Origin of the sequence: Phenylobacterium aquaticum (genome assembly GCF_947378715.1) — a bacterium.
Lineage (GTDB): Bacteria > Pseudomonadota > Alphaproteobacteria > Caulobacterales > Caulobacteraceae > Phenylobacterium > Phenylobacterium aquaticum_A.
The window spans coordinates 1-12,722 of the sequence record NZ_CANCLE010000118.1 but is presented as its reverse complement, the minus strand read 5'-3'; the positions used below and the strand labels follow the sequence as shown (position 1 = coordinate 12,722).

Sequence of the window (12,722 nt, the reverse complement as noted above, 5' to 3'; positions counted from 1 at the left end):
TTGGAGTTCACGAACTCGACCACGCGGCTGCTGGCGGCGCCGGTTTCGCGGTCCAGCAGGGTGAGAACCTTATTCTTGTGGTTATAGCCGCGCTGCTGCTTCGGCTCAGCGGGATCGCGACCGATGTAGGTTTCGTCGGCCTCCACTGCGCCGCCGCCGCCGCCGAAGGGGCCCAGATCGCCCGCACGCATGGCCTCGCGGATACGATGGCTCATGAACCAAGCGGTCTTCAGGGTGACGCCGAGGGTTCGGTGAAGTTGATTGCTGCTGATGCCTTTTTTCGAGGAGGCCATCAGGAACATGGCTTGCAGCCAAACCCGCAGCGGAACGTGGGACGCTTCGAAGATGGTCCCGACCTTGACGGTAAAGGGCTTGCGGCACTGGTAGCATTTGTAAGCCCCGATCCGGGTCGACTTGCCTCCCATCAGGCCGATGCGCTCGAAGCCGCCGCAGTGCGGGCAGACGGGACCTTGCGGCCAGACGCGCGCTTCAACGTAGGCGTAAGCAGCCTTTTCGTTGTGGAAGTGCGGGGCGCTGAGAACCGATATCGGCGTAACTCCTTATGGCGCTTACCTTAGCAGGCCATTTGGGTACGGAAAGTATAATAACTCCCACTCCGAGGCGGCGCCTTCTCCCGCAAGGGGAGAAGGAAGGCTCCAGGTCGATCTGGCGATATGCAATTCCCCTGCCCATGAAGGGGATGGAGGGCTTCGCCTCAGACGATCTTCGAGCCTTCCTTGCCCCAGTAGGCGTCGCGGATCAGGCGCTTGTAGAGCTTGCCGGTCGGGTGGCGGGGAAGTTCGGCCATGAAGTCGATGCGCCGCGGCGACTTCACGTGGCTGAGGTGTTCGCGGCAGAAGGCCATCAGTTCGGCGCGCAGGTCGTCGCCGGCGTCGTCCCAGTTGGCGGGCTGGATCACGGCCACGACCTGTTCGCCCATCTCCTCGTGCGGGGCGCCGACCACGGCGGCGTCGGTGACCTTGGGGTGGGTGATCAGCAGGTTCTCGAGCTCCTGCGGATAGATGTTCACCCCGCCGGAGATGATCATGAAGCTCTTGCGGTCGGTGAGGTAGAGATAGCCCTCCTCATCGACCCAGCCGACATCGCCCAAGGTGGTCCAGCCGTGCTGGTTGGTGCCCTCGGCGACCTTTTCCGGGGCGTTGTGATAGCTGAGCGGCGGGCCGCCGGCGAAGTGGACCACGCCCTCGGCGCGGGGCGGCAGGGCCTCGCCCTGTTCGTCGCAGATCCGCAGCTCGGCGGTGAGGCAGCGGCCGACCGAGCCCTTGTGGGCCAGCCATTCCTCGGAGCTGAGATAGCAGAAGCCGTTGCCCTCGGTGCCGGCGTAGTACTCGTGGATCACCGGGCCCCACCAGGCGATCATCTGTTCCTTGACCGGGACCGGGCAGGGGGCGGCGGCGTGAACCGCCGAGACCATGGACGACATGTCGTAGCGGGCGCGGACCTCCGGCGGCAGCTTGAGCATGCGCACGAAGTGGGTGGGCACGAACTGGCCGCAGCTGATCTTGTATTTTTCGATCAGCCGCAGGGCGTCCTCGGCGTCGAACTTCTCCATCACCACCACCGTGCCGCCCAGGCGCTGCATGCCCATGGTCCAGCGCAGGGGGGCGGCGTGATAGAGCGGGGCCGGCGACAGATAGACGCCGTCGAGCGGGAAGCCGAACACCTGGTTGGCCATCATGGCCAGCGAGGTGGGCTCGTCTATGGCGGCGCCGGTCAGGGCCGGCTTGATGCCCTTGGGCCGGCCGGTGGTGCCCGAGGAATAGAGCATGTCGGAGCCGGCGGTCTGGTCGGCGATCGGGGTGGCGGGCATCTTGGCGCGGGCGGCCTCGAAGCTCTCGTAGGGGGCCTTGGCGTCGCCGACCATGAACAGCTTCACGCCGGTGAGCAGGGCGGGCAGCTCGCCCACCACCGGGCCCACGCCTTGCGAGGTGATCAGCACCTGGGCCCCGCAGTCGCCCATGATGTACTCGACCTCGCCCGCCGTCAGCTTGGACGAGATGCAGGTGTAGTAGAGGCCGGCGCGCTGGGCGGCCCAGGCGATCTCGAAATAGCGCGGGTGATTTTCCAGCAGGATGGCGATCACGTCGCCAGCCTTCAGCCCCATGGACCGGAACAGCTGGGCGCCCTGATTCGAGCGATCGTCGAGCTCGCGATAGGTCACCGTCTCGCCGGTGCCCGCCATGATGAAGGCGGCGCGATCGGGGTGGGTCTTGGCGTGCGTGGCCGGATGCATGGGTCTTCCTGACTGCGGGCTCCGGCGCGTGCGCCGGGGGGCCCCTCCCAAAACTTATCGTCGTTAATCGGCATATGCGGTGCTTGACGGACCGTCCGTCAAGCGCGCCCGAATGGGAGAAATCACAAGGAGGAGCCTTAGAATGGCCGCGCCGACATTTGAGACCATCAAGCTGGAGATCGAGAACGGGGTCTGCGTTCTCACGCTCAACCGGCCGGACAAGCTGAACGCCTTCAACACCCAGATGATGAAGGACATGATCGCCGCCTTTGATCACACCGACGCCGATGACGCGGTGAAGGTGGTGATCGTGACCGGGGCCGGGCGCGGCTTCTGCGCCGGGGCGGACCTGTCCTCCGGCGCCCAGACCTTCGACTATGACGCCCGGGGCGGCGAGGATCGCGCGGCGCGGACCCGCGAGGGCGTGCAGCGGGACGGCGGCGGCCTGCTGACCCTGCGCATCTATGACAGCCTGAAGCCGGTGATCGCCGCCGTGAACGGCCCGGCCGTGGGCGTGGGCGTCACCATGCAACTGGCCATGGACATCCGGCTGGCCTCCACCGAGGCCCGCTTCGGCCTGGTCTTCGCCCGCCGGGGCCTGAACCCCGAGGCCTGTTCCTCCTACTTCCTGCCCAAGCTGGTCGGCGTCCAGACGGCGCTGGAGTGGTGCTATACCGGCCGGGTGTTCCCGGCCCAGGAAGCCTTCGACAAGGGGCTGGTGCGCTCGCTGCACGCCCCGGAGGACCTGCTGCCGGCGGCCATGACGCTCGCCCGCGAGATCGCCGACAACACCGCCCCGGTCTCGATCGCCCTGACCCGCCAGCTGATCTGGCGCATGGCCGGGGCCAGCCACCCGATGGAGGCCCACATGGCCGACAGCCGCGGCATCCAGGCCCGGGGCGCCATGCCCGACGCCCGCGAAGGCGTGATGTCCTTCCTGGAGAAGCGCCCGGCCCACTATCCGGACAAGGTCTCCACCGACCTGCCCGACATCTGGGACCATTGGACCGCGCCCACTTTCCGCTGACCTGAACACGTCCGGTTAAGGCGGTTGTGGTCGGATTCAGTCCGATCATGACCGCCGCCCCGCCTTCCTTTGGCTCGACGCCCTCCCAGACCCTGGGCCAGGCCCGCCCATTCCGGGCGCGGGGGGCCCTGCTGAAGCGGCTGGCCGACGTGGTCTGCCTGCCGTCCTCGCGGGTCAACGCCTTCGAACGCGCCATGACCGCCGACCTGCTGGTCGACATGCTGCGCGAGGCCGAGCCGGAGGAGCGACTGAAGGTCGCACGCCGCCTGGCCAACCTGACCGAAATCCCCGCCAGCCTGTCGCGGCTGTTGCTGCGCGACCGGGTGGAGATCGCCGAGGCCCTGCTGGCCCACGCCCAGGGGCTGAACGATTCCGACCTGCTCGACTGCGCGCGGATGACCGGCCTGGAGCACCGCCGGCTGATCGCCCTGCGCCGTGGGGTCAGCGAGGTGGTCAGCGAGACCCTGGTCGAGTTCGGCGAGTCCGCGGTCATCAACTGCCTGCTGCACAACGAGCTGGCCCGGCTGTCCAATGGGGCGATCGAGGTGATCGTCGCCCTGACCCGGGGCGAGCCGCAGCTGGCGCCCATCCTTTTGAAGCGGCCCGAACTGCGGCCGGCCCACGCCTATGTGTTGTTCTGGTGGGCCGACGCCGACTCGCGCCGCACCATCCTGCAAAGGTTCGCGGTGTCGCGCGAAGTGCTGCAGGACGCGGCCAGCGACGTGTTTTCCATGGCGGCGGACGAGAACTGGCAGGACCCCCTGGCGCGCAAGGCGCTGCAGTTCATCGAGCGGCGGCAGCGCAACCGGGCCGCGATTGAGAAGAGCCCTTTCGACAGCCTGGAGGCGGCGGTGGCCGCCGCCCAGACCGGCCTGACCCGGGACACCGCCGAGGAAATCTCCTACCTCTCGGGGCTGAAGCCGATGACCGGGGCGAAGATCTTCACCGATCCCGGCGGCGAGGCCCTGGCTATACTTTGCAAGGCCACGGGCTTGCCCAAGGCGGCGGTGCGCGCCCTGTGGCGGGCTCTGCGCCGGCCGGAGACCGACGCCTCAGGCGCAGTGCATCCGGGACTGGAGCGGGTGTTGATCACCTATGACATGATCGCGGTTGATCGCGCGCAAACCGTTCTGCGTTACTGGAATTGGTCTCTATCCTCGGCCCTTACGCCCGCCCTGATGAAGGCTATCCGGGACGGCGACGAAGATGCAGTAGACGAATATTCCATCCCGCAGCGCACAGCTATGCTCGCGCTCGCAAAAGAATTCGGTCGCTAGACTGAAATCGCCGCCAAGACTGCGGGGCGGTCATGTCGCCGCGCATCATTGAACAGCCAGGAAATCGTACGGACAGTATGTCACACCCAGTCTGGGTGTACAAATCTTGGGGTTGTGTCCATGGCAGGGATTCCAGCTGGCTTCTACTCGCGGGCCTATTGGGAAAAGCGCATCATTGCCTGTTGAATGTCCACGGTGAACATGTTCGCCAAAGACCCATGCTATTTTGATCACTTGTGCTTGGGATAAGACCCCTATAAGCACGCCACAACTGATGTCGTGAATCAGTCATCCCCCAATTTGGTGCATCGCACACTCACGGAACAAAGTTATGGATGAGAAGTCAGAAGTTATCGAGATGACGGCGGACATTGTCTCCGCCTATGTCGGCAACAACACTGTCGCCGCCGCAGATTTGCCTAGCCTTATCCAGAGCATCCATCGTGCTCTGGCCGGAATTTCCACCGGTTCGGAAGCGCCTGAGGCGGCGCCGAAGGAACCGGCCGTGCCGGTCCGTCGGTCCATTACGCCGGATCATCTGGTCTGCCTGGAAGACGGTCGCAAGTTCAAGTCGCTCAAGCGGCACCTGCGCACGAAGTACAATATGAGCCCGGAGGAATATCGGGCCAAGTGGAACCTGCCGAAGGACTATCCGATGGTGGCTCCCAACTACGCCAAGGCGCGTTCTGACCTGGCCAAGCAAATGGGTCTGGGCCAGGGTGGTCGTCAGGCGCCGCGCAAGCGCGCCAAGTAAGCCGACCCTCTTCACGAAGAGATGCGAACGCCCGCTGGTTCAGCGGGCGTTTTGCATTTTCGGGACTCGCAGGTGGGAAATGTCGTCGCGCCGCCGCATTTCCGCTTGCCGCTGAATCCCGGCTCAAGCGATAAGTGATTCGTTACGATTCCAAGGGGTTGTTAAGGAATCTGAATATGGGGGCGCAAATCGGAACCTCGGCAGCAGCAGCGCGGGCGCATGAGGAGCTGTACGCCTATTGGGCGGGGCTCCGGCATGGCCCCCGGCTGCCTGGCCGCCAGGACATCCGGCCCGAGGACTTCAAGCGCCTGCTGCCGACGGTCAGCCTGATCGACGTCACCCGCGAGCCCCTGGACTTCAAGCTGCGCCTGGCCGGCACCGATCTCTACGGGGTCTATGGCCGCGAGATCACCGGCCGCACCCTGGGCGAGGTCTATAACAGCGCCGCCGCCGACTACTGGCGCCAGGAACTGAACCGCATCGTCGAGGACCGCCGCCCCGCCGTCGGCGTCCACAGCCTGTCCTGGCGCGGCGCCTCGCACATGTCGATCCTGTGGCTGCGCCTGCCGCTGGCCTCCAACGGCGTCGATGTGGACATGATCCTGGGCTATGACGCCGTCATGGGCATTCAGAGCGAGTCCAGCTTCAGCGGCATCCGCGCCGCCTAGAGCCTTTAGGCCGCGAGCGCCTCGGCGTCGCGGCGGATACGGGCGACCATCGAGGCCAATCCATTCGAGCGCTGGGCCGACAGATGGCCGCTCAGCCCCAGACGGTTGAAGGCCGCCGTGGCGTCGAAAGCCAGGATCTCGGCCGGGCGGCGGCCCGACAGCAAGCGCAGCAATATGGCGATCAGGCCGCTGACGATGTGGGCGTCTGAGTCCCCCCTGAACCGCACCACCCCGTCGGCCTGGGGCTCGGTCACCAGCCAGACCTGGCTGGCGCAGCCTCGGACCTTGTTGGCCTCGTTGCGCTCAGCGTCGGTGAGCGGGGCGAGGTCGCGGCCCAGGTCGATGACATAGCGATAGCGCTCCTCCCAGTCGCCCAGGAGGTCGAACTCGTCGGCCAGTTCGGTGAGGTCGTCTTCAATGGCGCGCATGGGACTGGCGACTTAAGGGCCCGACCGGGGGAGCGCAACCGCTTCAGGCGGCGGGCAGCACGACCAGGGCGGTCAATCCCTCACCGGGCGCCGAGTCCAGCTTCAGCCGACCGCCCATGGCCTCGCACAACAGGGCGGCGATCGGCAGGCCCAGGCCCGCGCCTTCGCTGCGGCGGGTCAGCGCATTGTCGCCCTGCTCGAAGGGCCGCAGCAGGCGCGGAATATCCTGGGGATCGACGCCAGGACCGGCGTCGCGGATGCGGATCTCCACACGGTCGGCCAGGGCGCGCACCTCCACCGTGACCAGGGCGTCCTGCGGCGAGAACACCACGGCGTTCTGGATCAGGTTGGTGAGCACGGTGCGCAGCCCCCGGGGATCGGCCCGCACATGAGGCAGCCGGCCCTCGTCGCGCACCACAACCTGTGTCCGGCGGGTCGAGACATCCTCGCGCAGGCTGTCGAGGGCGTCGTCCAGGGCGTGGTCCAGGGACTCGCGGCGCGGCGACAGGTCCATGGCCTGGCCTTCCAGCCGGGCGATCTCCAGGATCTGGTTGACCAGCTTGAGCAGCCGGTGACCGCTGGCGCGGATGATCTCGGCGTATTCCCGATATTGCGGCGCGCCCAGGGGGCCGTAGAGCTCCTCGGAAATGATCTCGGAGAAGCCCAGGATCGAATTGAGCGGCGTGCGCAGCTCATGGCTGGCCATGCGCAGGAAGGACCGCTTCTGCGCCTCGAGCCCGGCCCTGCGGCGCGAGCGCCCGCGCCGGGGGAGGGTGATCTCGCCAGGGGGTTCGGGCGTGAAGGCGGCCGGCTCTGCGCGCGGTTCGGCGGCGGGCTCGGGGGCGAACGCGGGGAGGGGGGCCGCCTGGGGCATGGAGCGGTGAAATCGTCTCTGCGGCCGTGATCTGCCGATGATCCCAAGGCGCGCTTACGATTTGGTTTCTGCGCCTGAAGCACTTGCCCGTCGCGCAGGGCGCGAGGAGCCTCGCCGGGACTCGACCGTGCAGCTAGAATTGCTGGCCCGGTGTTTGGCCGGACGACTTGGGAGGCCTTGAACCGCGCCGTGGTGGACAGCCCGTCGTTCAGGACTGAGCAGCAGGCCCTGGAGGCTGCGGCGAGTCTTGTCTGGTGGCATGTCGGCTGGCTGGCGGTCCTGGTGCTCGGCACGGCGGTGATCCTGGTCCTGCCGATCAGCCTGACGGCGCCCGCGGTGGCCGGCCTGGTGGTCGGCGCCTGCCCGGCCCTGGCGGGGATCTTCCTGGCCCGGTCGCGGCACGGGGGCGCTCCGGCCCTGATCCTGGTCAATTGGGCGGTGAGCGGCGTGCTGGCGGCGGGCCTGACCGGCGGGCTGGGCGGCCCCCTTGCCGTGTGGCTGCTGGCCCCGCTGGCGGCCGGGGCGGCCATGGCCAAGCCCGAGCGGCTGGCCCTGGCGGCGGCGATCTCCGTCGGGGCGGTGGGGATCAGCGGCATGGCCAGCCTGACCCTGAACCTCGCCGGCCCGCCAGCCTATGACGTGGCGACCGCCCTGGGGGCCATGGGGCTTGCGACCACGGCCATGGGCCTGGGGGTGGCCCTGGTGGTCCTGCAGCGCAATGTCGATCTCGACCGCCGCCGGCGCGCCCTGGTCGAAGCCCGGCTGCGCGAGGCGCTGGGCGAACAGCCGAACCTGCTGATCTCGATCTTCCCGACCGGCAAGCTGTCCGCCGCCTGGGGCAATGCGCCGAAGGAGCTGAAGGGCCAGATCTTCGTGGGACGGCCCGTCGCCCAGCTGGCCGCGACCGGAGATCGGCCCCGGATCGAGGCCGCGCTCGAGGCGGTGATGACCGACGGTCACGCCGAGGTGGCCTTCGCCCCGGCCGGCGGGACCGAACCCTGGCTGGAACTGACCCTGCGCCGGGTCAATTCGACCCGCATCCTGGGCGCCATCCGCGACGCGCGCGTGCAGCGCAGCCGCGAAGCCGCCCTGGAACAGGCCCGGGCCGAGGCCGACGCCCAGAACGCCGGCAAGTCGCGGTTCCTGGCCAATATGAGCCACGAGCTGCGCACGCCGCTGAACGCCATCATGGGCTTTTCCGACATCATGCGGCAGCGGCTGTTCGGCCCCATGCCGGAGCGGTACGGCGAATATTCCGAACTGATCCATGAGTCCGGCGTCCACCTGCTGGAGCTGATCAATGACGTGCTCGACATGTCGAAGATCGAGGCGGAGCGCTTCGAGCTGCACCGCGAGGAATTCGACGTCCGCGACGCCGCCAACGCCGTGCTGCGGCTGATGCGCGGCCAGGCCGACCGGGCCGGGGTGCAGCTGCGCGGCGTGCTGCCGAAGGAGCCGCTGGAGGTCGACGCCGACCGCCGCGCCATCAAGCAGATCGCGCTGAACCTGATCTCCAATGCGCTGAAGTTCACGCCCAAGGGCGGGGCGGTGACCCTGACCGTCCACGCCTCCGGACCGGTGCTGGAGATGCTGGTGGCCGACACCGGACCGGGGATCCGGCCGGAGGATATTCCGCGCCTCGGCCGTCCCTACGAACAGGCCGGCGGCCAGGACCAGCGGGCGGCGGGCACGGGCCTGGGCCTGTCCCTGGTGCGATCCTTCGCCGAACTGCATGGCGGCGAGATGGTGATCGAAAGCCAGCTGGGCGAGGGCGCCACGGTGATCGTGCGCATGCCGGTGGTGGTGGCGGAGACCGTGGGAGCCTAGAGCCTTTTCGGTTCAGATGGACTCACCTGAGCCGAGCAAAAAGGCTCTAATTCAAACATTTAGAGCGCGTCGGACGGGCTAACCGGTTTCCACTTAGCCCTGACGCGCTCTAAGGCGGCGGTGGGCTTTGAACCGCTATCGCGCCTGGGCGCGACGCCGTTCCCACTCCGCCAGGACCTCCAGGAAGGCGGTGACCCGGGCGGGGCGAAAGCGGGTGGCCGGCGTGACCGCATAGATCCCGCCGCTCTCGAGACTCCATCCCGGCAGCAAGCGCACCAGCCGACCGCTGGCGAGGTCCGCCTGCACCGCGAAGTCGGGAAGGATGGAGGCGCCTATGCCGGCGCGCACCGCCTCCAGCGCGCCAAGCGTGGCGTCGATGGCCAAGGTCGCCGAGCATCGCACCGACCGCGCCTCGCGGTCGCTATTGGTGAAGGTCCAGCCGAGCGGATCGCGCAGGACGCTGTTGGCGACAAAGGGCAGTTGGGCGAGCTCATCAGGCGACGCCCCGTCTGGCAGGCGCGCCGCGAGGTCGGGGGTTCCGACCAGGATCTGCGCGAAGGATCCGATCCGCCGCGCGCGCAGATTGCTGTCGGTCAGCCAGCCGACCCGGATCGCCAACTCAATGTCCTTCTCGACCGGGGCCAGCGTCTGGTCGCTGATCACCATATCGGCGCTGCACGCGGGAAAGCGGCGATGAAACTCGGCGATCGCCGGAACGACCACGGCGATTCCATAGTCGAAGGTCGCCGTCAGCCGCAGCGTTCCCGTGGGCGCGCGATCATCGGCTTCCAGGCCGTCGAAGGCCTCCTGAGCCTCTGACAGCACGCGGGCGCAGCGTTCATAAAAGGCGCGCCCCTCCTCGGTCGGCCGGACGCTGCGGGTGGTGCGAACCAGCAGCGTCGTCTCGAACGCGCGCTCGAGCTTGGCGACCTGCTGGCTGACCACGGCCTTGGTGATGCCCAGCCTTTGCGCGGCGGCGGTGAACGAACCGGTCTCAACCACCTCCGCGAAATAGGCCATCCGCTTGAGATTGTTGATGTTGCGGTGGCCGGCATCCAGATGATTGTATGTCTTTGACATACAGAAAGTCTATTTTCCCGATCTTCGAATTGCAATGCGCGAGGCGCATGTTGCTGCGGCGCGGGGGGCGGACCCGATCACCCGCCGCCCCGACTGTTCAAGTTCAACCCAGAGCTACACATGCCCACCCGGAGACAGACCATGACGATCATCGCAGGCGGCGTCGCCGCGGCCCTCCCGGGTCAGTCCGACGCCCTGGCCGCCGGAGCCAAGCTCGAATGGAAAGCCTTCCGGGCCGGGGAGAACGGCTTCTTCCGCGCGCCGGTCCTGGTCTGGGGTCCGACGGAAGCCCTGCTGATCGATGGGGGCTTCACCCTTCCTGACGGCCGGGCGCTGGTCGAGGCGATCAAGGCCGTGGGGCGGAAGCTGACCGCCATCTATGTCAGCCAGAGCGACCCGGACTATTATTTCAGCCTGGGACCGATCAGGGCCGCCTTCCCGGACGCCAAGGTGCTCGCGGCCCAGGCGACGGTCGAGGCGATCGCGGCCAATGTCGAGAAGAAGCTCGCCACCTGGTCGCCGCAACTGGGCGACAATGGCCCCAAGGTCCTCGCCGACATCGTCATGCCGACAGCGTTCGACGGCGATCAGCTGCTGGTCGACGGCCTGCCCGTCCAGATCGTTCCGACTGTGGCCCTGGCCAATCGTCGCTACCTGTGGGCGCCCTCGCTCTCGGCCATCTTCGGCGGTGTGCTGGTGTTCTCGGGCGTCCACGTCTGGACCGCCGACACGGCGGGCGCCGAAGCCCGCGCGGCCTGGGTCAAGGAGCTCGACGCCATGGCGGCCCGCAAGCCGGCCGTGGTTGTCCCCGGGCACATGACGCCCACGGCCCCGACGGGCCTGGCGGCGCTCATCTACACCCGCGACTATCTGCTGGCCTTCGAGGCGGAACTGGCCAAGGCCAAGGACAGCGCGGCCCTGATCGCGGCGATGACCGCCCGCTATCCGGACGCGGGCATGGGCGTGGCCCTGCAGATCGGCGCCAAGGTCGCCACGGGCGAGATGAAGTGGGGCTGATGCATGGCCGCCAAGCTGGAGGTCTTTCGCCAGACCTCTGAAGGGAGACGGGCTGAGCGGGCGCTCAGCGCTCGGCTTCGCCCCGCGCCTGCATGTCCCGATAGGCGGCCGCGATGAGCGCGCCCAGGGCGGCTTCGTCGACCGGCTGGCCCCAGCGCAGCTTCACATGCCGCATGCGCTTGCCGGCGCCTTCCAGCAGGCCGGCCGGGTCGTCCAGCGACGCCCCCTGGAAGAAGCCGATATTGGCGTGGGCGCTGAAGGCGTCGACATAGGCGAAGGCGGCGTCGCCGACGCAGGCCGTGGGATGGCCGTCGGCCAGCAGCTCGCGGACATCGGCCCCACAGTTGCGCATCTGTTCGAACCAGGGCTCGGCCATGCGGCGCAGCTCATGGTTCGGCGTGGCGAACCAGGCGTCGACATCCGTGGCGCGCCGGACGGCGCTGGGGAACCGCATGAGGTCGGTCATGGCGCGAGCTTGCCACGCCCACGGGTGGTGTCGAGGGGGTGATTGCATATGTGAATTGGCCAAGGACTGGCTCGGCCCGGTTGCTCCCCTCTTGGGGGAGCTGCCACCCGAACGGGTGGCTGAGGGGGACTTTGATGGTCCGTTTGAGCGGTTCGCAGGTCAGCTGAGAGAGTCAAAGTCCCCCTCAGGCCCTTCGGGCCAGCTCCCCCAAAAGGGGAGCAGCCCTACCATTGCCATAGGCGATCGAGCTGGCGCGCCGACGGGAGGGCCCGTCCCGCCTCAGCGGCTGGCGACCTGCAGGAAGGCGCGGCCGGCGGCGAAGTCGCCGACCTCGACATAGGCCCGGCGGGTGACGTCGCCGGCGAACAGGAAGTCCACGGCCACCGCCTCGCGGGGGTCGAGCTGGGCCAGCGCCCGGGCGGCCTCGGCCGGGAAGCGGAACGCCCAGCCGGCCTTCATGCCGGCAGGCAGCAGGTCGAGGCCGGCGGTGCTGCGGGCCTCGGCGGTATAGGTGCGCTGGGCGGCGGGCGGGGGCAGGCGGCGCGCGAGCGGCATGGTGGCGAGGCTCGCGCCGCGATTGTCCAGATAGGGGCCGGCGGTGGCGTCGTCGTCGCGCAGCACCAGGCGGGCGGAATAGGGCGCCGCGCCGCCCGGGAAGTGGGCCAGGGCCAGCAGCACATTGGCGCCTCTGCGGCCCGCCAGGCCGAAGACCATGCGGCTGTCGCCGAAGGTGACGTCCTGGTCGAGGCGCCAGCGGGCGGCCTGGACGCTGGAGGAGCGGTCGGCGCGCCAGATCGACAGGTCGCCGGGATAGTCCATGCGGATCAGCCGCGAATAGCCCTCGAAGGCGCCGCGCACCCGGTCGGCGGCCACGGTCATGTCGTTGGAATCGCAAGGGGCGGTGGAGGCGCGGGAAATGGCCCGGGCCTCGACGGTCTTCAGGGTCGGGCGGTCGACGCCGGCGCGCATGGCCGCGCCCCGGGCCTGGGCCCGGGCGGAGGACAGGGCCGAGCCCACGCCGCCTGAAAACAGGCCGCAGCGGGCGTCGGC

At 68.2% G+C, this 12,722-nt stretch carries 13 protein-coding genes; 6 read left to right on the top strand and 7 right to left on the bottom strand.

What is annotated here, in order from left to right; all coding sequences use genetic code 11:
- Both Q7P21_RS14640 and Q7P21_RS14635 read right to left on the bottom strand, forming a co-directional pair.
- Positions 1–548, bottom strand: a 548-nt coding sequence (locus tag Q7P21_RS14640) for an IS1595 family transposase (RefSeq protein WP_304177651.1), incomplete at its 3' end; no start/stop codon positions are given.
- 167 nt (positions 549–715) lie between these two features.
- A complete protein-coding gene (locus Q7P21_RS14635) occupies positions 716–2,254 on the bottom strand; it encodes an acyl-CoA synthetase (RefSeq protein WP_304177649.1) in 1,539 nt (512 codons plus the stop codon).
- 142 nt (positions 2,255–2,396) lie between these two features.
- Between Q7P21_RS14635 and Q7P21_RS14630 the strand changes: the two genes are divergently transcribed.
- The 4 genes from Q7P21_RS14630 (at position 2,397) to Q7P21_RS14615 (ending at position 5,980) form a co-directional block, all read left to right on the top strand.
- A complete protein-coding gene (locus tag Q7P21_RS14630; RefSeq protein ID WP_304169977.1) occupies positions 2,397–3,281 on the top strand; it encodes a crotonase/enoyl-CoA hydratase family protein in 885 nt (294 codons plus the stop codon).
- Positions 3,282–3,328: 47 nt separating this feature from the next.
- On the top strand, positions 3,329–4,558 hold the full coding sequence (locus Q7P21_RS14625) for a DUF2336 domain-containing protein (protein WP_304169978.1): 1,230 nt from the start codon (positions 3,329–3,331) through the stop codon (positions 4,556–4,558).
- Positions 4,559–4,889: 331 nt separating this feature from the next.
- Positions 4,890–5,312, top strand: coding sequence for a MucR family transcriptional regulator (locus tag Q7P21_RS14620; protein WP_304169979.1), 423 nt, complete (start codon positions 4,890–4,892; stop codon positions 5,310–5,312).
- Positions 5,313–5,488: 176 nt separating this feature from the next.
- Complete coding sequence (locus tag Q7P21_RS14615) at positions 5,489–5,980, top strand: PAS domain-containing protein (RefSeq protein ID WP_304169980.1); 492 nt, start codon at positions 5,489–5,491, stop codon at positions 5,978–5,980.
- A 5-nt stretch (positions 5,981–5,985) separates the two neighbouring features.
- On the opposite strand, the gene Q7P21_RS14610 is transcribed toward Q7P21_RS14615, so the two are convergent.
- Both Q7P21_RS14610 and Q7P21_RS14605 read right to left on the bottom strand, forming a co-directional pair.
- A complete protein-coding gene (locus tag Q7P21_RS14610) occupies positions 5,986–6,408 on the bottom strand; it encodes a SufE family protein (protein WP_304169981.1) in 423 nt (140 codons plus the stop codon).
- 43 nt (positions 6,409–6,451) lie between these two features.
- On the bottom strand, positions 6,452–7,282 hold the full coding sequence (locus tag Q7P21_RS14605; protein ID WP_304177647.1) for a sensor histidine kinase KdpD: 831 nt from the start codon (positions 7,280–7,282) through the stop codon (positions 6,452–6,454).
- Positions 7,283–7,459: 177 nt separating this feature from the next.
- On the opposite strand from Q7P21_RS14605, the gene Q7P21_RS14600 reads away from it, so the two are divergent.
- Positions 7,460–9,109, top strand: a complete 1,650-nt coding sequence (locus Q7P21_RS14600) for a HAMP domain-containing sensor histidine kinase (protein WP_304169983.1) — start codon at positions 7,460–7,462, stop codon at positions 9,107–9,109.
- Positions 9,110–9,244: 135 nt separating this feature from the next.
- On the opposite strand, the gene Q7P21_RS14595 is transcribed toward Q7P21_RS14600, so the two are convergent.
- Positions 9,245–10,189: a LysR family transcriptional regulator gene (locus Q7P21_RS14595; RefSeq protein WP_304177646.1), complete on the bottom strand. Its 945-nt coding sequence runs from the start codon at positions 10,187–10,189 to the stop codon at positions 9,245–9,247.
- Positions 10,190–10,330: 141 nt separating this feature from the next.
- Here Q7P21_RS14595 and Q7P21_RS14590 point away from each other — a divergent pair, with 141 nt between their 5' ends.
- Complete coding sequence (locus tag Q7P21_RS14590) at positions 10,331–11,206, top strand: MBL fold metallo-hydrolase (RefSeq protein ID WP_304177644.1); 876 nt, start codon at positions 10,331–10,333, stop codon at positions 11,204–11,206.
- A gap of 64 nt (positions 11,207–11,270) precedes the next feature.
- On the opposite strand, the gene Q7P21_RS14585 is transcribed toward Q7P21_RS14590, so the two are convergent.
- Positions 11,271–11,672 carry a DUF1801 domain-containing protein gene (locus Q7P21_RS14585; RefSeq protein WP_304177642.1) on the bottom strand — a complete coding sequence of 134 codons (402 nt, stop codon included), beginning with the start codon at positions 11,670–11,672 and terminating at the stop codon, positions 11,271–11,273.
- Positions 11,673–11,951: 279 nt separating this feature from the next.
- A partial coding sequence (locus Q7P21_RS14580) for a hypothetical protein (RefSeq protein WP_304177640.1) occupies positions 11,952–12,722 on the bottom strand: 771 nt, incomplete at its 5' end.

Bases quoted from the DNA above. Each gene is read 5' to 3' on its own strand.
- Q7P21_RS14595 (WP_304177646.1), bottom strand. From the start codon at position 10,189: ATGTCAAAGACATACAATCATCTGGATGCCGGCCACCGCAACATCAAC.
- Q7P21_RS14615 (WP_304169980.1), top strand. From the start codon at position 5,489: ATGGGGGCGCAAATCGGAACCTCGGCAGCAGCAGCGCGGGCGCATGAG.
- Q7P21_RS14635 (WP_304177649.1), bottom strand. From the start codon at position 2,254: ATGCATCCGGCCACGCACGCCAAGACCCACCCCGATCGCGCCGCCTTC.
- Q7P21_RS14620 (WP_304169979.1), top strand. From the start codon at position 4,890: ATGGATGAGAAGTCAGAAGTTATCGAGATGACGGCGGACATTGTCTCC.
- Q7P21_RS14610 (WP_304169981.1), bottom strand. From the start codon at position 6,408: ATGCGCGCCATTGAAGACGACCTCACCGAACTGGCCGACGAGTTCGAC.
- Q7P21_RS14590 (WP_304177644.1), top strand. From the start codon at position 10,331: ATGACGATCATCGCAGGCGGCGTCGCCGCGGCCCTCCCGGGTCAGTCC.
- Q7P21_RS14605 (WP_304177647.1), bottom strand. From the start codon at position 7,282: ATGCCCCAGGCGGCCCCCCTCCCCGCGTTCGCCCCCGAGCCCGCCGCC.
- Q7P21_RS14585 (WP_304177642.1), bottom strand. From the start codon at position 11,672: ATGACCGACCTCATGCGGTTCCCCAGCGCCGTCCGGCGCGCCACGGAT.
- Q7P21_RS14630 (WP_304169977.1), top strand. From the start codon at position 2,397: ATGGCCGCGCCGACATTTGAGACCATCAAGCTGGAGATCGAGAACGGG.
- Q7P21_RS14625 (WP_304169978.1), top strand. From the start codon at position 3,329: ATGACCGCCGCCCCGCCTTCCTTTGGCTCGACGCCCTCCCAGACCCTG.